At 72.0% G+C, this 18,736-nt stretch carries 13 protein-coding genes; 6 read left to right on the plus strand and 7 right to left on the minus strand.

Annotation, left to right across the window (positions count from 1 at the left end):
• Positions 1-90: 90 nt before the first annotated feature.
• A complete protein-coding gene (gene rpsA, locus ABD262_RS07720) occupies positions 91-1,602 on the minus strand; it encodes a 30S ribosomal protein S1 (RefSeq protein WP_344133559.1) in 1,512 nt (503 codons plus the stop codon).
• Positions 1,603-1,754: 152 nt separating this feature from the next.
• On the opposite strand from rpsA, the gene ABD262_RS07725 reads away from it, so the two are divergent.
• A complete protein-coding gene (locus tag ABD262_RS07725; protein WP_344133562.1) occupies positions 1,755-2,564 on the plus strand; it encodes a class I SAM-dependent methyltransferase in 810 nt (269 codons plus the stop codon).
• A 158-nt stretch (positions 2,565-2,722) separates the two neighbouring features.
• Here ABD262_RS07725 and pgfA read toward each other — a convergent pair whose 3' ends face one another.
• Entirely contained in the window at positions 2,723-3,682 is a 960-nt protein-coding gene (gene pgfA / locus ABD262_RS07730; protein WP_344133565.1) for a cell envelope lipid trafficking protein PgfA, read from the minus strand.
• 177 nt (positions 3,683-3,859) lie between these two features.
• Between pgfA and ABD262_RS07735 the strand changes: the two genes are divergently transcribed.
• On the plus strand, positions 3,860-4,963 hold the full coding sequence (locus ABD262_RS07735) for an acyltransferase family protein (RefSeq protein WP_344133568.1): 1,104 nt from the start codon (positions 3,860-3,862) through the stop codon (positions 4,961-4,963).
• On the opposite strand, the gene ABD262_RS07740 is transcribed toward ABD262_RS07735, so the two are convergent.
• Together ABD262_RS07740 and ABD262_RS07745 are read right to left on the minus strand one after the other, a co-directional pair.
• On the minus strand, positions 4,905-9,104 hold the full coding sequence (locus ABD262_RS07740; protein ID WP_344133571.1) for an alpha-(1->3)-arabinofuranosyltransferase domain-containing protein: 4,200 nt from the start codon (positions 9,102-9,104) through the stop codon (positions 4,905-4,907). The two genes, ABD262_RS07735 and ABD262_RS07740, sit on opposite strands and share 59 nt — an antisense overlap.
• A gap of 11 nt (positions 9,105-9,115) precedes the next feature.
• Complete coding sequence (locus tag ABD262_RS07745; protein ID WP_344133574.1) at positions 9,116-9,847, minus strand: class I SAM-dependent methyltransferase; 732 nt, start codon at positions 9,845-9,847, stop codon at positions 9,116-9,118.
• A 67-nt stretch (positions 9,848-9,914) separates the two neighbouring features.
• Here ABD262_RS07745 and ABD262_RS07750 point away from each other — a divergent pair, with 67 nt between their 5' ends.
• A complete protein-coding gene (locus ABD262_RS07750) occupies positions 9,915-11,081 on the plus strand; it encodes a glycosyltransferase family 4 protein (protein ID WP_344133578.1) in 1,167 nt (388 codons plus the stop codon).
• 35 nt (positions 11,082-11,116) lie between these two features.
• Here the strand turns inward: ABD262_RS07750 and ABD262_RS07755 are convergent, their stop codons facing one another.
• Both ABD262_RS07755 and ABD262_RS07760 read right to left on the minus strand, forming a co-directional pair.
• Complete coding sequence (locus ABD262_RS07755) at positions 11,117-11,257, minus strand: hypothetical protein (RefSeq protein ID WP_344133581.1); 141 nt, start codon at positions 11,255-11,257, stop codon at positions 11,117-11,119.
• A 10-nt stretch (positions 11,258-11,267) separates the two neighbouring features.
• A complete protein-coding gene (locus tag ABD262_RS07760) occupies positions 11,268-13,061 on the minus strand; it encodes an MmpA family trehalose lipid delivery protein (RefSeq protein ID WP_344133584.1) in 1,794 nt (597 codons plus the stop codon).
• A gap of 67 nt (positions 13,062-13,128) precedes the next feature.
• Between ABD262_RS07760 and ABD262_RS07765 the strand changes: the two genes are divergently transcribed.
• Positions 13,129-14,250 carry an acyltransferase family protein gene (locus ABD262_RS07765; RefSeq protein WP_344133587.1) on the plus strand — a complete coding sequence of 374 codons (1,122 nt, stop codon included), beginning with the start codon at positions 13,129-13,131 and terminating at the stop codon, positions 14,248-14,250.
• On the opposite strand, the gene ABD262_RS07770 is transcribed toward ABD262_RS07765, so the two are convergent.
• A complete protein-coding gene (locus ABD262_RS07770; protein WP_344133590.1) occupies positions 14,228-15,079 on the minus strand; it encodes a 2OG-Fe(II) oxygenase in 852 nt (283 codons plus the stop codon). The genes ABD262_RS07765 and ABD262_RS07770 overlap by 23 nt on opposite strands.
• Positions 15,080-15,188: 109 nt before the next feature.
• Here ABD262_RS07770 and ABD262_RS07775 point away from each other — a divergent pair, with 109 nt between their 5' ends.
• Positions 15,189-16,658, plus strand: a complete 1,470-nt coding sequence (locus ABD262_RS07775) for a bifunctional glycosyltransferase/class I SAM-dependent methyltransferase (RefSeq protein WP_344133593.1) — start codon at positions 15,189-15,191, stop codon at positions 16,656-16,658.
• The gene (locus tag ABD262_RS07780) at positions 16,655-18,703 is read left to right on the plus strand and encodes a hypothetical protein (protein ID WP_344133595.1); all 2,049 of its coding nucleotides are present in this window, start codon (positions 16,655-16,657) and stop codon (positions 18,701-18,703) included. The genes ABD262_RS07775 and ABD262_RS07780 overlap by 4 nt, the downstream gene beginning before the upstream one ends.
• The last annotated feature ends 33 nt before the right edge of the window (positions 18,704-18,736 follow it).

An 18,736-nucleotide genomic window follows, 5' to 3' on the forward strand; every position in this document is an offset into this window, starting at 1 on the left:
AGAGGCCCGGCCCCCAGGTGGGGACCGGGCCTCTCGTGGACTCCAGAAGCCGTGCCACGCGGCATACGAGGTATGCCGTGCGGCGTGGGCTCAGTTGCCGGTGAGCTTCTCGCGCAGTGCGGCGAGGGCCTCGTCAGAGGCCAGGGTGCCCTCGGACACCGGCGAGGCCGGGCGGCTGCTGCTGCTGCCCGTGTCGTCGTCGGAGTCCGCGGAGGACGATCCCGAGTCGGACGAGTAGGACGTCGCGGCACCGGCGTTGGCGGCTGCCTCGGCGTCGGCCTTGGTGGCCTCCTCGACCTGGGTCTTGTGAGCCTCCCAGCGGGTGTGGGCCTCGGCGTACTGCTTCTCCCACTTCTCACGCTGGGCGTCGAAGCCCTCGAGCCACTCGTTGGTCTCCGGGTCGAAGCCCTCCGGGTACTTGTAGTTGCCGGCCTCGTCGTACTCCGCGGCCATGCCGTAGAGGGTCGGGTCGAACTCGGCGACGGGCGCGCTGTCGTCGTTGGCCTGCTTGAGGCTCAGCGAGATCCGGCGACGCTCGAGGTCGATGTCGATGACCTTGACGAAGATGTCGGAACCGACCGTGACGACCTGCTCCGGCAGCTCCACGTGGCGCTCGGCCAGCTCGGAGATGTGGACCAGGCCCTCGATGCCGTCGTCCACACGGACGAACGCACCGAACGGGACCAGCTTGGTGACCTTGCCCGGCACGACCTGACCGATCGCGTGGGTGCGGGCGAAGTGCTGCCACGGGTCTTCCTGCGTCGCCTTGAGCGACAGGGAGACACGCTCGCGGTCCATGTCGACGTCGAGAACCTCGACGGTGACCTCCTGGCCGACCTCGACCACCTCGGACGGGTGGTCGATGTGCTTCCAGGACAGCTCGGACACGTGGACGAGACCGTCGACGCCGCCGAGGTCGACGAACGCACCGAAGTTGACGATCGAGGACACGACGCCGGAGCGGACCTGCCCCTTCTGGAGCTCCTTGAGGAACGTGGTGCGCACCTCGGACTGGGTCTGCTCGAGCCACGCGCGACGCGACAGGACCACGTTGTTGCGGTTCTTGTCGAGCTCGATGATCTTGGCCTCGATCTCCTTGCCCACGTAGGGCTGGAGGTCGCGGACGCGACGCATCTCCACGAGCGAGGCGGGGAGGAAGCCGCGCAGGCCGATGTCGAGGATGAGTCCACCCTTGACGACCTCGATGACGGTGCCGGTGACGACGCCATCCTCTTCCTTGATCTTCTCGATCGTGCCCCAGGCGCGCTCGTACTGAGCACGCTTCTTGGACAGGATCAGACGACCTTCCTTGTCCTCCTTCTGGAGGACAAGGGCCTCGACCTCGTCGCCGACCTTGACGACCTCAGAGGGGTCGACGTCGTGCTTGATCGAGAGCTCGCGGGAGGGGATGACTCCCTCGGTCTTGTAGCCGATGTCGAGCAGGACCTCGTCCCGGTCGACCTTGACGATGACACCCTCGACGATGTCTCCGTCATTGAAATCCTTGATCGTCGCGTCGATCGCGGCGAGCAGTTCTTCCTCGGTGCCGATGTCGTTGATGGCAACCTGAGGGGCGGTCTTTTCGACCGTGCTGGCAGTCATGTAGTAGGAACTCCGATGGTGGACAGTGAATAGAAGGTGTTGGTTGTGCTCACGCGAACCGGACCGCCGAACGGCGGCACGACGAAGCGCGCACACGGAAGTGCCTCCCTAGCCTACCGACGCCGTCCGTGCAGGGTCAAAACGCGAGGGGTATGCCGTTGAGTGAGTATGCGCAGGTCAGCCGTCGGGAGGCGGGCGCCGAGGAGACAGCCGCCGCCAACCGCTCGTGGTGGGACGCCGAGGCGGGCGACTACTACGCCGAGCACGGGACCTTCCTCGGCGACGCCGACTTCGTCTGGGGACCCGAGGGCTGGCGGGAGGACGAGCTCCGGCTGCTCGGCGACGTCGAGGGTCGCCGCGTGCTCGAGATCGGGGCCGGCGCCGGCCAGTGCGCGCGGTGGGTCGCTGCCGCCGGCGCCCAGGTGGTGGCCACCGACCTGTCGTCCGGGATGGTGCGGCAGGGGCTCGACCTCAACCGCAAGGCTCCGCAGCGGGGCGTCCCCTTCGCCCAGTGCGACGCGGTCGAGCTCCCGTTCGCCGAGGGCAGCTTCGACACCGTGTTCACGGCGTACGGCGCGATCCCCTTCGTCGCCGACACCGCGCGCCTGATGCGCGAGGTCGCGCGCGTGCTGCGCCCCGGGGGCCGGTTCGTCTTCTCGACCACCCACCCCTTCCGGTGGGCCTTCCCGGACGACCCGGGTGCGCGCGGCCTGACCCTGACCCAGTCCTACTTCGACCGCACGCCCTACGTCGAGGCCGACTCCGACGGCGAGGCCACCTACGTCGAGCACCACCGCACGGTCGGCGACCGCATCCGCGAGCTGGTGGCGGCCGGGCTCGTCCTCGTCGACCTCGTCGAGCCCGAGTGGCCCGAGCGCAACCAGCAGGCCTGGGGCGGGTGGTCGCCGCTGCGGGGCGGCTACTTCCCCGGGACGGCGATCTTCGTCTGCCTCCGCGCCTGAGCCGCCGCCGCGGCATACCTCCGCGGCCGGGGCCTCACCCGGGAAAGGGCGGCTCCGCCCCGGAACCGTTCCCGGGTGGAGCCGCCCTTTGTCCCTGGACCCGATAGAGGTGTGACAGGGGGGACCGATAGAGGTGTGAAAGGGGGGGTGGTGGCGGGTCAGACGGCCTCGCGGCGTCCTCGGGGGGCGCTCACCCGCACCGCCAGGAAGCCCACGAGGATCAGGATCAGCCCGAGGATCAGGAAGGTCAGCGGGAGGGTGGTGTGCACGAGCGCGAGCTTGGAGCCCTTGTCGCCGGCGTCCTTCGCGTTGGCCTTCACGGTCGCGTCGTCGTAGCCGATCGTGCCCTTCTGCAGGGTGACGACATCCTCGCCGTCCTTCTGGAAGCGGGTGTTGAGCACTTCCTCACCCTTGACGACGATGCCGGTGTTGGGCTCGACCCACAGGGTGCGGGTGTTCTCGTAGACGCGGTCGACCGTGATGTTGCCCGTCGCGTTGGGGTCACCGGCGAGCTTGGCCGGCACCTCCTGCTGGGTGTAAGGGGTGGCCGGGATGACCATGCGGTAGACGTAGACGTCGGTGCCGAAGAGCTTCTCGGTGCGGACGAACTTGGCGTCGACCGGCTTCAGCAGGGTGTTGTCCCACCACTGGTAGGTCTTCTTCTGCGCGTCGAAGGGCATCTTGAAGATGAGGCCCTTGTAGGCGGTCGCAGTCCGGTCGGCCGGGTCCTCGGTCGCGGCGTTGTAGGTGTCGCAGCACTGCACGGCCTCGCCGGTGGTGCGGTCCATCGCGACCCGCTGCAGACCGGCGGAGAGCACCACGCCGTTCTGGTCGGTCGAGCGCACGAAGCTGTCCCAGACGGCGACGTTGTCACCCTGCTTCGTCTGCGCGGCCTGGTCGGCCTTCACGAAACGGGTCGAGGTGAGGGTCAGGCCGGACTTGGTCGAGAGGTCCGAGACGTAGAACGCCTCCATGTTCTGACCCTGCGAGACCGACTTGGAGTACTGGTCGAGCGGAACCTTGGCCAGCGCCGGGTAGGCGTAGACCTTGAGCATCAGCGCCGAGACCAGGAGAAAAGCTCCTAGCCCCAACCCGATGAGACCGGCGACCTTGCGCATCCAGAACCCTTTCGTTGCGGTCCGACGGCGACCACGCAGCAAGGGCTGGCGCGGCTGGACCCCGGCGGCCAGCTGACTGATGACTATCCTGCGGACATGGCCGAAGCCGACCCCACTGGCGGGACTCTACCAGCGAGTAGGGCAACGGCGAGCGTACCTTCGGCGAACCCGCCGAGCGTGTCCCGTGACCTGCCGCGACTGGGCGCGCTGGACGGCCTGAGGGCCGTGGCTGCGGGTCTCGTGGTGCTCACGCACGTGGGCTTCCTGACCGGCGCGGTCTCCTTCGGCGTGGTCGGCCGGCTGCTCGGTCGCGGTGACCTCGGGGTCTCGATCTTCTTCGCCCTGTCGGGCTTCCTGCTGTATGCCGCGATGGGCCGCGAGTGGGCCAGGAGCGGGCGGGTGGACGTGCCGGGCTACTACGCGCGACGGGCGGTCCGGGTGCTGCCGGCCTTCTGGGTGGGGCTGCTCGTCGTCGGCCTCGCGGTGCGACCGCCCGCGCGGGTGTGGCTGGCCAACGCGTCCCTGACCCAGGTCTACGTCCCCGACGCGCTGCTCGACGGCTACACGCAGACCTGGAGCCTGGCGACCGAGGTCTCGTTCTACCTGGTCCTCCCCTTCGCCTTCGCGGCGCTGCGGCGGCGCACCGGACGGGCGTCGGTGGCACTGCGTGTGCTCGCGGCCAGCTGGCTGCTCGGGCTGGCCGCTGCGGTCGTGTCCGGGCTCGTGGAGATCGGTGGCCAGAGCCTGGCCGGGCGCTGGCTCCCGGCGCACTGGCCAGAGTTCGCGCTCGGGATGGCGCTCTCGGTCGTCCGCGACACCCCCGCCCTGCGTGCCCACCGCGTGCTGCGCGACCTCGCCGCCTACCCGGGAACCTGCCTGGCGCTGGCCGGTGGCGCGTACCTCCTGGCCACGACCACTGTCGCCGGGCCACTCACCCTCGGCCCCGTCGCCGGCACCCAGCTCGCCGGCAAGGGTGTCCTGGGGTCGGTGGTCACCGCGGGTCTCCTCGTGCCGCTGCTGTTCGGCGACGGGGGTGATGCGTTCAGCCGGGCGCTCGGGACGGCGACGGCGCGCTACCTCGGGCGGATCTCCTACGGCGTCTTCCTGTGGCACCTGCCCGTCTTCGAGGCGATCTACGCCGTGACGGGCATCGACTACTTCACCGGCGGCGCGGTCGCCCTGCTGGCCGTCGGGGTGCCCGTCACCCTGGGGCTGGCCGCCCTCAGCGAGCGTCTGGTCGAGCGTCCGCTGATGGACCGGGTGCACGCCAGGACGCGCTGACCAGGGCCAGGCCCGCCACGCACAGGAGGCGGAGGGTGCCTTCCAGAGCCGGGCCGCCAAGCCGTCCCGGGGCCCACCAGGCCTGGACGAGCCCCGCCACCGTCACCAGCCCTGCGACCAGCCCACCGACCACCAGGGATCGCACCCGGAGCGGGACTCGCAGCCAGGGGCCGACCGTCAGCAGGAGGCAGGGCACCGCGACGAGCGCGCCCCACCAGCCCGCGAGCAGGAAGCCCAGGAGCAGGGTCGCCACGGACCCCGACCCCGCCCGCACCCGCGCGGGCACCGACCAGCGCCGCCGCACGGACACCCGCGCCGCTCCTGCTGTTGCACCGGACCCGGTGACCACACCGTCACGCTGGCGCGAAGGCGTGAGCGCGCTGGCGGCGACCAGGAGCACGAGCACGAGGCCCAGCAGGAGCCCCCAGCGGTACGGGCCGTCCGGGCCGAAGGTCACCGCAACGGTCCCCCCGGCCCCTTCCGGCACGACGAACCCCTGCTTCCAGCCGTCCACCGTGACCGGGTCGAGGCGCCGCCCGTCGAGGGTCGCCCGCCACCCCGGGTTGGCGTTCTGGGGCAGGGTCAGGAGCCCGGCCGCGCCCGGTCCCACCTGGGCGGACAGGCTCCCGGCCGACGTCGCGGCCACCTCGACCGACCTGGCCGGGGTCGTGGTCGTGGTCGTGGTCGACGCGGACCCGTCGGTGCGGGTCAGGACCAGTCGGTCGGGGACGAACCCGCCCCACGGCGCGACCGCCACGCGACCCTCGGGAGCACTCATCCGCACCGGCGCGCAGGCCTCGTAGTCGAGCTCCCCGACTCCGAAGGCCGCCGTCCGGGGACCGCTCACCCGCGTCGGCACGGACACGCCCTCGACCAGCAGCTGGGGACCCGTGCCGCAGCCGGCGGTGATCCGCTCCGGCACGGGCGTCGGCTGCACACCGTCGATGACCAGCTCGCTGACCTCCATGCCCGCGGCGGGCTTGGCATCCCGCTCGGCATCCTGGCGCGTGGCCGCGAGCAGGAGGCGCACCCGCAGGTTGCGACCCGTGGTGGGACGGATGTCGAAGCTCCCGTCCTGCGCCACCTCGGCGAGCTGCACCCTGCCGTCCACCGTCACCTGGGCCGTCACGTCGCGCCCGGTGAGCCACTCCCCGCGGGTCTGCAGCTGCAGGTGGGCGACCGTGGTGGGCCGGGCGAGCCCCACCGACAGGGTGGGGGTGGCATCAGCCGGGTTAGGGGCCCAGGCCGTCGCCGGGTCACTGTCGAGCACCGCGCCTGGACGAGCCTGCGGCGCCCGCGAGAGCCGACTGCTGGCGGTCACCGAGCCGACCGCCCCCAGATCGAGCACCGCGTCGAGCCCCGGCCCGGGCACGGCGCCCAGGGTGCCGTGCACGGCATACCCGACCCCGTCGGCGACCGGGATGGTGCGGTCGAGGCCGGCGGCGTCCTCGGGGGCCCGCTGCTCGTCGCGGCATACGAAGGCGGCTCGGACGTCCACGCAGCCGTCGGTGCCGCGGTACTGCTCCGCCAGCACGAAGGCGTCTGCGGGCTCCGGGCTCTGGTGCGCCACGACCGTGCTCTCCCTGACCACCAGCCCGGGCACCCGCACCTCCGTGAGGCCGGTGACCAGCGCGTCGGCGCCGCGGTCGGTCGCGAGGATCTCGATGCGCAGCCGCGTCGTGGCGCCCGAAGGCAGGCCGGTCACCACCTGTGAGCGCCCGGTGGCGGCCAGCGGGACCACGGTGTCGCCTGCGTCCGTGGTGACCCGCACCCGTGTCGGTATGCCGAGGAAGTCACCGAAGCGGGCCTTGTCGGCGAGCGCGGAGACCTCGAGACCGTCGACCGAGCGCGGCCGGTCGAAGGTCATCGTCAGGGAGGGGTGTCCGTCCGCCGCGACCACCCACGCCGTGGTCGCGAGCCCGTCGACGGCGGAGAAGGGCCGGTCGGCCGGGTCGAGCCCGCCGGGGCCGGCGTCGGTCGCCAACGACCCCGATGCCCGGAGGTCGCGCAGCCCGGTCCAGGCGACCGTCGTGCGAAGACGCGGGTCGCTCCACGGCAGGTAGTCATGGGCGCCGGACAGGTCGGCGGCAGGCAGGGTCTGGCTGACATCCCTCCCCCGGATCGCGCCGAACGAGCGGTCGCGAGCCCGCAGGCCGTCGGTGACCACCCGCCGTCCGCCGGCCACGGCCGCACGCGCGACCCGGGCGGCCGAGGCGCTGCTCGCCGCGTCACCGTCGAACACCACGGGCCCGTCGAAGCCGGCCTCGCGCAGGTCGGGCAGGCTCTCGCTCGCCCCCGAGGCCGACCCGACCTCCGACAGCGGGGTGAGCGCGGCGGGAGGGGCGGGCGAGCCTGCGATCGCGTAGACCTCCACGGGCCGCAGGCGTCCGCCGGTGCCGTCGACGAAGGTGTCGCCGAACGCCGCCACCTCCTTGAGCGTCGGCGTCCGCGAGATCGCCGAGCGCGCCACCGACACCGGCACGCCACCGGTCGAGGACGTGTCGAGGTCGTTGCGCAGGACCACGTGGCGCACCCCGGCCGAGCGGAGCACGTCGACGACGCCCCCCAGGTCACGTCCGGTCTGCAGGCGCGTCTCGACCGAGTCGAGCAGCCGCACGGTGTTGGCAGGGGTCAGCGGCACGGCGTCGCGGACCGCGGTGCCGGTCGAGGTCTGGGTGCGGAGCACCAGGTCGAGGGGCCGGCCCCAGGTGTACTCGTCGAAGTTGGACGCGGGCACGACCAGGGCGGTCCCGCCGCCCGGTTGCCGGTCGAGCCACCGGCCGGCCTGGCTCCACTCCTTCGGCACCGCGACGAACGAGCCGCGCGAGGCGAGCTGTCCGGCGACGCCGGGCAGGACCGGGCTCAGCGCCGCGGCGCACGCGGTCAGCGCTGCGATCACCACCACCGGCCGGGCGGCCCGGGCCGGCACCAAGGGGGCCCGACGGTCGCGCTGGACCAGCCGGCCCACGAGGTGGGCGAAGGCCACCGTCAGCGGCAGTCGCAGCAGCGGGTCGGCCTTGTGCACGTTGCGCAGGGGCGCCAGCGGCCCGTCGAGCAGGTCCTGGACGAGCGGTCGGAGAGGGCTGTCGAGGGGGCCGCTGTGCGGCAGCGCCAGGACCAGCACCCCCAGGAGGGCGAGGCCGACGAGGTATCCGCGGTGCGGCAGCCCGCGCAGGGTCAGCCCGGCCAGCCCGATCGAAGCGGCCAGTGCCGTCCCGGTGACCAGCCCCGGCCCCGCGACGAGGTCGTAGCCGGCGTTCCACCAGGGCCCCGCCTGCGTCACGAGGTGGCCCAGCCAGTGCGACGTCCCGCGCAGGTCGTCGAGCAGGCTGACCGTGCGGGTCACCGTGTCGGAGGACTCGATCCAGTCGAGGAAGGGCGGCGAGTAGCGCCCCAGCACGACGAGCGGCACGGCCCACCAGGCCGACGCGGCCGCCACCGAGCCGGCCCACCACCAGCTGAGGGGGGTGCGCCACCAGCCGCGCCGGGTCACCAGCCACAGGCCGGCGGGGACGACGGCGAAGGCGGTCGCCGTGGCGTTGACCCCGCCGCAGCACAGCACGGCGAGCGCTGACAGCGCCGCGGCCCGACGGGCTCCGAGCCGCCCCTGGCCCGCGAGCACCAAGGGCAGGAGGATCGCGGGGGCGAGCAGCGCGGGGGCCGACTCCGACGAGATCGGGCCGAGCGTGCTGACGACCCGCGGCGACAGGGCGAAGGCGACGGCGACGACCTGCCGCGTGACCGGGTCGGCGACGCGCCAGGCCGCCAGCAGGGCGCGCATCGCGAGGAAGCCGGCAGTCAGGAGCAGCGCCCACCACAGCCGCTGCACGACCCACGGAGCCGCGACCAGCTGGCCGAGGGCGGCGAACGGACCCATCGGGAAGAGGTAGCCGTAGCCCTGGTTCTGGAGGACGCCGAAGGTCGTGCTCGGGTCCCACAGGTGCAGGGCGCGGGACATCAGTCCCCACGGGTCGAGCGCGAGGTCGATCTTGGTGTCGGCGACCACCTTGCCGGGCTGCTGTGCGAAGGCGACGGTCCACAGCACCAGCAGGCAGGTCAGGGTGCGGGCCCGGTCCACCAGGGAGGGGACGGCCCGGGCCGGGGCAGCCCGCACGCCAGCGGGTCGGCGTCCTGCGGTCACAGGTGGAGCGGTCACCGGCGCCGCAGCACCATCATGAGGTTCCAGGTCGCGACCTCACGCAGCACCGGCACCTCGACGACGGCGCGCGCCCAGTCGGGGTGGTAGCGCGGCGAGAGCTCCTCGACGACGAGGTCCGGCTGGCGCCGGGCCCACCGGACCCCGTCGCCGACCCTGGTCGCGAACATGGTCGTCCCGTACCGGTTCTTGGGTGGGTGGCCGTGCCCGCGCTCGTAGCGTCGCGCGGCATACTCGCCGCCGAGCACGTGCCACGGCGAGGTCTCGTGGCCGCCCCAGGGTGACGCCCACGCGGTGTAGGAGATGAACACGAGCCCGCCCGGGCGCACGACGCGCACCATCTCACGGGCCACCACGCCGGGCCTCGGGACGTGCTCCATGACGTTGCTCGACATGACACAGTCGAGGCTCGCGTCGGCGAACGGCAGCCGCTCCCCCACTCCCACCACGTCCGGGGCCGCGGCCTCGGCGAGGTCGCCGACGGCGACATCCAGACCGACGTAGCGCGCGCCTGCGCCGTCGAAGGCGGCCGCGAACTGCCGTGGCCCGGCTCCCACGTCGAGGACCGTCGAGCCCGCCAGCTCGGTGTACCCGGACAGCAGCGCGACGGTGTCGTCGGCCAGGTCACCGTAGAAGCGGTCGGGGTCGGTCTGCTCCACCAGGAAGGACCGGAAGAGGCGGAGCGACCGACCAGCGGTGCGATACCGTCGCGTCGGTCGCTGATTCACCCGTGCATGCTAGCCAGCCGGACCTCGTGGTCCGTTCGGGCGTGCCCACACCACCAAGGATTTCTGCGTGCGCAACCCGTTGTCCGTCGTGCTGCTCAACTGGCGGGACATGAACCACCCTGAGGCCGGCGGCTCCGAGAAGTACCTGAGCGAGGTCGCGACCGGGCTGGCCGCCCGCGGCCACCGGGTCACGGTGCGCACCGCCGCCTACCCGGGCGCGCTGCCGCGCGAGACCGTCGAGGGCGTGCGGTACCTGCGCCGCGGTGGTCGCTACGGCGTCTACCTGCGCTCGTTGGCTGCGCTGGCGCTGGGCCGGCACCGCGCCGACGTGGTCGTCGACGTGCAGAACGGCGTCCCCTTCCTCAGCCCCCTCGTCCGGTCCGGCCGGCCGGTCGTCAACCTCGTGCACCACGTCCACCGCGAGCAGTGGGGCGTGGTGTTCGGTCCCACCGTCGCGCGGGCCGGGTGGTTCCTCGAGTCGAAGGTGGCGCCGCGCGTCTACGGTCGCAGCCCCTACGTCGCCGTGTCCGAGTCGACTCGCGACGAGCTGGGTGGGCTCGGCGTCGAGGCCGCGCGCGTGACGGTGATCCACAACGGCACCGACGCCGTCGCCGACGAGCACGTCAGCCGAGCCGACCACCCGGTCGTGGTGGTCCTCGGTCGGCTGGTCCCGCAGAAGCGGGTGGAGATCGCGATGCAGGCGGTGCGCGACCTCGCCGTCGACCGACCCGACCTCGAGCTGTGGGTCGTCGGCTCCGGCTACTGGGACACCGAGCTGCACCGCGTCGCCGACGAGCTCGGGATCCGCGATCGCACCACCTTCACCGGGCACGTCTCGGAGGCGGAGAAGCACCGACTCCTCGCCGAGGCGTGGGTGCTGGCGCTGCCCAGCCTCAAGGAGGGCTGGGGTCTGGTGGTCGTGGAGGCCGGCGTGCACGGGACGCCCACCGTGGCCTTCGCCGACGTGGGCGGCCTCAACGACTCGGTCCGCGACGGTGAGACCGGGGTGCTCGTCCACGGAGGGCAGCGCGAGTTCACGTCCGCGCTGGGCCGGCTCCTCGACGACCACGACGCCAGGAACGCCATGAGTGAGCGTGCCGTCCGGTGGGTGACGAGGTTCCGCTGGTCGGAGACGGTCAGCCGGTGGGAGTCACTCCTGTATGCCGCGGCGGCGCGAGAGCTCGATCCCCCGGCCGGACCCGGCCCCGCCGGGGACAGCGAAACGGACCACTGACCGAAGTCAGCAGCCCGCTTGCGGAGAAGGTGCGGTCAGTTGCCGTCGTAGTTGACGACCGGCGAGTTGTTCGCCGCGACGGACGGGGTCAGCGCCGCGGTGCCGCCGAAGATGGCCAGCAGGGCGAGCACGGCACCGGTCACGAGGGCGGCGATGCCGCTGACAGCAGTAGTCATGGGCGAAACCCTACCAGCGAGTTCGGTTCGCTCCGCGTTTTCCCTTGAAGCCGCGCCGGCCCGCCAGGACGAGCCACGTTGCCAGTGTCGCGAGCGTCACACCCCACCCCGTCGCCGAGCCCGCGCCGTCTCCTGCCCCGGTCGCCTCGGTCGCCTCGGTCGTCCTGTTCGACCCGGTCGTCGCCCGCGACGGGGCTGGGACCTCGACGACCAGGACGTGTGCCGTGTCGGCCAGGACCCGTCCGGCACCACTGGGTGGCGTCGGGGTCGCGAGCCCGGTGTCCTTCTCGACGACGACGTAGCGAGCCCCCTGGGCCACCACCGCGTCCCAGGGGTCGGTGCCTGCGTCGATGGCGGCGGTGACGGCTGCCGACCGCGGGCTCTCCCCTGCGATGCGGCCGGTGCTGAGCGGCAACGAGTCGTCGTAGAGGACGCGCTGGTCGACCATGCGGGGCACCAGGCTCAGGCTGACTCGCGCGTCGTTCCAGCCATAGCGGCGGTACTGCCGCCACGGCAGAAGCGCGACGTCCCCCGCGGGGGCGCTCGACAGCCGGGCCGCGGCCTGGCGCAGGTCGGCCGGCACCGTGACCGCCTCGACCCGACCCCGCTCGCCCCACACCAGCGAGGGCAGCAGGAGCGGCGCCACGACGGTCAGGCCGATGGCGGGCACGAGGGCAGCACCGCGGTGGCGGACCAGCCCGTCGACGAGGAGTCCCACCCCGGCCGCCCCGAGGACGACCCAGGGCGCGACGACCTTCTGGCTGTCGCGGAGCAGGGCGCCGCCCGGCACGTCGGCGAGCCTCGACCAGGCGTCCGCGAGCCCCGGCGTGCCGCTCGCGAGGGCCAGGAGCAGACCGAGCAGGGCCACCGCGACCAGGACCAGCACGGCGGCGTCGAGGCGCTCGCCGAGCGCGGCGGTGGGGCCGTCGTCGGTCGAGCCACGACCCCGACGGGCAGCGAGGGCCACGGCCACCACACCGGCCGTCAGCAGGACCGCGGCCGCTGCCGCGATCGGCGCGACCCCCCGCTCGGCGGGGTATGACGCGGGGTTCCAGAACCCGCCACCCCCAGCCAGCGAGACGGCCAGCCCCAACGGGCCGTCGGCCCGTGCGGCGAAGACCGTGAACCCCGCAGGGTCCGAGGCCAGCCCGCCCCACAGCGCGGGCACCGCCCACGCGGCCGCAGCCCCGGCGACCAGCGCGAGCCAGGCGAGCACCGCGCGCCACAGGGGGCGTGGCAGCAGCAGCAGGACCACGACCGGGGGGCCGACGATGACCAGCGAGTTGGCGCCCCCCACGGCCCCCAGCATCGCCCACCCGCCCAGCGCGGTCACCCCGCCCGACCCGCCCCGGACGCGCAGGGCGGCGCGCACCGCCCAGGGCAGCACGGCATACCCGAGCAGGACGGTCCACTGACCGATGACCAGGCGCTCGGCGACGAAGGGGTTCCACACAGCGGCGACGGCGGCGGCACAGGTGGCGAGCGCACCGGCCCCGGGACGGAGGACGCGGACCAGCGCCGCAGCACCGAGGCCGACCAGGACCAGCGCTCCCCCGAGGACGAGCTTCTGCGCCACCCCGGGAGTGAGCAGCAGGCCCAGGAGCCAGGCGGCCGCGTCGCTCGGGACGGCACGCGGAGCAGGCGTGTCGACGCCGGTAGCGAAGGGGGTGAGCCGGGCGTCGGGCGACCACGCGAGGTCGTAGGCGAGGACCACGCCGGGACGCAGCGCCGGACCCAGGACGAGCATCGCGACGCCCAGCACCACGGCCGCCTCGACGATGGCGCGGGTCGAGGGGCGGGCCACACCGGGGAGGCTATAGCAACGCCCCGAGCGGGCAGGCTAACCTCTGCCGAACCCACCCGGAGGACAGGTGCCCAACCCAGCAACCCCGACCAGCCCACGCATCACGACGTTCGACGGACTCCGCGGCATCGCCATCGTGATCGTCGTCCTCTCGCACGGCTGGACGCTCTGGCCGACGGACCACCTGAATCGGATCCCGGTCCTGCGGGGTGTCTTCAACAGCGGCAACACGGCCGTCACGGGCTTCTTCGCGGTCGGCGGCTTCCTCCTGTGCAGCGCGGTCCTCGCCGGAGGGGACGGGCCGGGGCGGATCCCCTGGCGCCTGGCCGCGCGCCGGTTCATCCGGCTGAGCTCGCAGGTGTACCCACTGCTGCTGGTCGTCGCCGTCGTCAGCCTGCTCGACCCGACCGACCCGGCCACGGACCAGACGAACCGGCGCACCTTCTGGTCCGTCGCGACCTACACGTGGAACTGGTTGCTGCAGACCGACTCCGCCGAGGCCCGCCAGGACCTGGGGCACCTGTGGTACGTCTCGGTGGACCTGCAGGTGAGCCTGCTCCTCGTCGTGCTGGTCTGGGTCCTTCGTCGTCGGCTCCCTGTGCTGCTCGGCGTCCTCGCCCTCGGCGTGGTGGTGGTCATGGTCTGGCGCGCGCACATCCTCGACGTCGAGGGGTGGGTGAGCGCTTCGCTGCGGACCACCACGCGCTGCGACCCGATCCTCGGCGGCGCCCTGGCTGCTGTCGCGACCCGTCTCCATCCCCTCGGCGAACGCGCCGCCCGACTGCTGGCCACCTCCGGGGCAGTGGGGCTCGTCATCGTCGTGGCCAGCGCGGGGGGCGCCGGCGACCTGGCGTACCTCGGGTGGGCCGGAGCTGCTGCAGTGGTCGCCACCGTCGCACTCGTCGCCGGGCTCGCGGCACCCAGCCGTCCGCTCAGCCGTCAGCTGGGACTGCGCTCACTGCGCAGGCTCGGCACGCTCTCGCTCGCGCTCTACGTCTGGCACTACCCGGTGTTCTGGGCGGTGGCGCGACACTCCCACGGCTGGAGCTGGGTGCCCAGGACGCTGGTCGCCGTGGCCCTGACCGCCCTCGTCGCGGTCGTGACCGAACGACTCTGCGAACGTCCCACCCAGGGATGGCTCCGCCGCCCCCGCGCCGAGACCGCGACTACCGCGTCCGTCGCCTCGTGAGCCGGCTGATCCGCTCCAGGAGCCCGCTGACGTGCTCGTCGGAGATGCCGAGCTTCCGCTTGGCGCGGTCGTAGAGGTCGACGGCGCTGCGGTCCACGGCGATCGCGGCACGCTTGATGCCGGCCTCGTCGGGTCGGGCCCGGTAGTTGGTCGACCTGCGGACCGCGTGCTCCTCCTCGGTGAAGTAGTAGAGCGCCATCGACCTGCGCGCCACGTCGTCCGGGCAGGTGAGGGCGTCCGGGTGACCGTGGAAGCTGTCCTCGTTCGTCGTGAAGATGAGCATCCGGTTGCCAGCCGGCTCGACCTTGGCCTGGGCCGCGGTCATGTCCTTGTCCCAGAGCTCGAGCTTGCCGCCCCACTCATCGCGCCACTCCTCGTTGAGGTAGAGCAGGATGTTGACCCGGCGGCTCCAGTGCTCGTGGACGTGGTGGGTGGTGAAGTCGGCGTGGATGTTGAGGTGTCCGCCACGCAGCGTCTGGTGCAGGCCACCGCCGTCCATGCTCCAGTCGGGCAGCAGGCCGGTGATCCCGGTCAGCTGCTCGAGGAACCCCACGAACTCGGGAGAGACGAACTCCTTGGCCACCTCGGTCAGGGTCGGCCCCCAGGTGTCGGGCTGGGTGTTGCCGTACTTGGTCTCGTTGACGTGGAGGTAGCCCTTCCAGAAGGGGTCCCGCATGGCAGGGAACTCGGTCGCCGCGCGGGCAAAGGCGTCCGCGAACAACACGTCGTCGAGCACGACGTGGGGAAACGGCTGGGCGGAGCGGTACTGCTCCGTGAGCTCAGGCAAGCGCGCCTGGAGCGTGCCGAGGTCGACGAGGGCGGCGGTCATGGCGCGGAGTATGCCAGAACGTCCTGCCGCCTCGTTACCAACGGGTAAGATTCCCCGAGCCCACGGCAGTGAGAGGCGAGTCGGCACTCCACGGGGCAGCATGAGAGGGATGACAGTGGCGTCAGAAGACGTGGGCTCCGCCGAGCCGGGGGCAGTGCGGATCGGTGTCCTCGTGGTCGCCTACAACGCCGCCAGCACCCTCCGACAGACCCTGGACCGGATCCCGTCCGACTTCCGCGACCAGCTCGACCACGTCCTGGTGTGCGATGACGCGAGCGTCGACGAGACGTACGAGATCGGCCTCGAGTACAAGTCCGGCTCGACCCTCCCCCTGACCGTCATCAAGCACGTGGAGAACCTGCGTTACGGCGGCAACCAGAAGTTCGGCTACCGCTGGGCGATCGAGGAAGGGCTCGACATCGTGGTCCTCCTGCACGGCGACGGGCAGTACGCCCCGGAGGTGATGGAGCAGATCGTCTCGCCGCTGATGACCGGCGAGGCCGACGTCGTGATGGGCTCGCGCATGATGAAGCGCGGCTCGGCCCTCAAGGGGGGTATGCCGCTCTACAAGTACGTGGGGAACCGCATCCTCACGCGCTTCCAGAACGCCGTGACCGGCGCCTCGCTGACCGAGTGGCACAGCGGCTACCGCGCCTATCGCACCGACGCCCTGCGCGACGTGCCCTTCGCCGACTACTCCAACGACTTCGACTTCGACACCGAGATCATCCTGGGCATGCTCGCGGCCCGGAAGCGGATCGTCGAGGTGCCGATCCCCACCTACTACGGCGACGAGATCTGCTACGTCAACGGCTTGTCGTACGCCCGCGACGTGGCCATGGACGTGCTCCGCCACCGGGCCCACCAGATGGGTTTCGGGGGGTCGACGCGGGGTGGCGTCGACACCGAGGCCTACGAGGTCAAGCACAGCGCGCACTCCTCGCACGGCCAGCTGCTGACCTGGCTGACCGGCATCCCGGCGGCCTCGGTGCTCGACGTGGGCTGCTCTGACGGGCTCTTCGCCGGGCTGGTGCGCTCGATGGGGCACCACGTGGTGGGGGTCGACCTGGTCAAGCACGAGGGCATCGGCCAGCGGATCGACGCCTTCGTCGAGGCGGACCTCAACCAGGGGCTCCCGAGCGAGGCAGGGTCCGGCTACGACGTGATCGTGGCAGGCGACGTCCTCGAGCACGTGATCGACCCTGACTCGCTGATGGCCGACATGGTCTCGCGCCTCGGCGACGACGGCTCGATCCTCGTGAGCATCCCCAACTTCGGCCACTGGTACCCGCGTCTGCGGACCGCGTCGGGCAACTTCGACTACGACCAGCGCGGCCCCCTCGACCGCGGCCACGTGCGGTTCTTCACCCGCCGCAGCTTCGAGCGCCTCATCGCCCGGGCCGGCCTGCGGATCGTGGAGCGGCGGACCGTCGGTTCACCGCTGGACGTGCTCGAGCGGGGTGGCAACCCGGTCGTCGGTCGGGTCGCCCGGTTCGCGTCGGCCGTCGACCGTGCGGCGGTCCGGGTCTGGCCCACGCTGTTCGGCTACCAGTTCCTCTACAAGCTGGAGCGAGTTTGAGCTCCCATGCGCGGCGGCGACCGCCCCGGGAGGGGGTCGCCACGGCAACGGGACTCGTCCTCGGCGGCATCCCCTTCTTCCTGGCACTGCTGGACTACCGCGTCGACCTGCTGCGCACGGCCGTTTCCCAGCGCTATGCGTCGAACTTCTTCGACATCCAGGCCACGGCCTTCCTGCACGGCCACCTCGACGTGCCGACCGGCGCGTTGGGGATCGAGGGCTTCGTCATCGAGGGCAAGACCTTCATGTACTTCGGGCCGTTCCCGGCCCTGCTGCGAGTCCCCGTCCAGCTGGTCACGCACGAGTTCGACGGACGCCTGAGCCTGGTCTCCATGGGGCTCGCCTGGGTCATGTTCGCCGTCTTCGCCCAGAAGCTGCTCTGGCTGCTCAGGGAGCAGCTCCGAGGCACGACCCCGCTGACCCGGTTCGAGTGGGTCAGCGCTGTCGTGGTCCTCGCGATGGCCACTGGCGGCAGCACGCTGACCTTCGACGCCTCCCTCCCGTGGGTCTACCACGAGGTGTACCTCTGGTCCACGGCGCTGCTCGTCGGCTCCTGCTACTGGATGCTCCGGCTGATCCTCTCGCCCGACCGCCGATCCGCGCTGTGGCTGGCCGCCCTGATCCTGGCCGAGGGTCTCACGCGGACCCCGGGCGGCTGGGCGATGGCCGGCACCACGATGCTCCTCGGCGCCACCTTGGCGATCCGGCACCGCCGCCGGCTCGGCCTGACCGTGGTCGCGGCCGGCGCCGCACCTCTCGCGGTGGCCGTCGTCTACAACGTGGTCAAGTTCGGCCACCCGTACCTCTTCCCGCTCCAGTCGCAGGTCTGGACCCAGGTCAACGCGCACCGCCGCGAGGCCCTCCGCGTCAACGGTGGCACCATCACCGGCTCCCAGTTCTTCGAGACGTCCCTGGTGAACTACCTGCGGCCGGACGGGATCCGGTTCGTCGACTACTTCCCCTTCGTCACGCTGCCCGCGAAGCCTGCGCAGGCCTACGGCGGAGCGTTCCTCGACCAGACCTACCGCACCGGAAGCGTGACGGCCTTCATGCCCGGCCTCCTCGTCCTGACCCTCATCGGCCTGGTCGCCCTGGTGGTCATGCGGTCTCGCCCCGGCGTCGTCGCGGCGCGCTGGCCGATGTTCGCAGCCGTGGGCGCGACCGGCGGCATCATGGGCTACGGCTACCTGGCCAACCGGTACACGAGCGACTTCGTCCCGATGCTGGTCCTCGGCGGGTTCGTCGGCCTCTGGACGGTCGTCGGCCTCGTGCCGCTCGTCCGCGCTCCACGCGTGGCGGTCGCGACCGCCTTGGGCCTGCTGTGCGCGTTCAGCATCGTGTCCCAGCTGGCGACCGGGAGTGCGGTGGCGGCCCAGACATGGGGAGGTGACCGGCTCGCGGACTACCTCATGGTCCAGCAGCGGCTGCGTCTCGGGGACGGGTCGTCGTCACCGCCGCTGACCCGCTCCGACTCCGTGCCCCAGGGCGGGCAGACCGACCAGCTCCACATCAGGGGCGAGTGCGCCGCCGTCTACCTGAACACCGGCGACCGGTACGAGCCGTGGACCCTGGTCGAGCAGCGCGACATGGTGGCCACGGTCAGTCCCGTCTTCGAGGACTACCGCCCGGGCACCGTCGGGCTCTTCCGCCAGACCGGTCTCGAAGACCGCCTGGTCGGCGTCGAGTTCGACAGCAAGCTGCCCGAAGCCCGCCTCGTCGTCGAGGACCCGGACGGCAACTTCTACTCACCCTGGTTCGAGGTGGAGCGGGGACGTCCCTTTACCGTGACCGCCCACACCACGCCCGAGACCGGCCAGACCCGTCTGCGCGTCGACGACGCGTCGGCCTACGACCTCTACCTCGCCACGAGCGAGTGGAACGCGGACTGGTACAACGTCCAGGCCGCGCTGTCGTTCACCGGCGCCGCCGAGCACGGCAGTGTCAGGCATGCCACGGTCTCCTCCGAGCTCGGACCCGTGCCGGAGCTGTGCGCCCACCTCGATGGACTCGACGGATGGAGCGAAGCAGCCGCCGGCCGCTCCTAGGACTTCCAGAGTCTGCGACAATCCTGCCCATCT

Origin of the sequence: Pedococcus bigeumensis (genome assembly GCF_039531795.1) — a bacterium.
Taxonomy (GTDB): domain Bacteria; phylum Actinomycetota; class Actinomycetes; order Actinomycetales; family Dermatophilaceae; genus Pedococcus; species Pedococcus bigeumensis.

Bases quoted from the DNA above. Each gene is read 5' to 3' on its own strand.
- ABD262_RS07725 (WP_344133562.1), top strand. From the start codon at position 1,755: ATGCCGTTGAGTGAGTATGCGCAGGTCAGCCGTCGGGAGGCGGGCGCC.
- ABD262_RS07775 (WP_344133593.1), top strand. From the start codon at position 15,189: ATGACAGTGGCGTCAGAAGACGTGGGCTCCGCCGAGCCGGGGGCAGTG.
- rpsA (WP_344133559.1), bottom strand. From the start codon at position 1,602: ATGACTGCCAGCACGGTCGAAAAGACCGCCCCTCAGGTTGCCATCAAC.
- ABD262_RS07755 (WP_344133581.1), bottom strand. From the start codon at position 11,257: ATGACTACTGCTGTCAGCGGCATCGCCGCCCTCGTGACCGGTGCCGTG.
- ABD262_RS07770 (WP_344133590.1), bottom strand. From the start codon at position 15,079: ATGACCGCCGCCCTCGTCGACCTCGGCACGCTCCAGGCGCGCTTGCCT.
- pgfA (WP_344133565.1), bottom strand. From the start codon at position 3,682: ATGCGCAAGGTCGCCGGTCTCATCGGGTTGGGGCTAGGAGCTTTTCTC.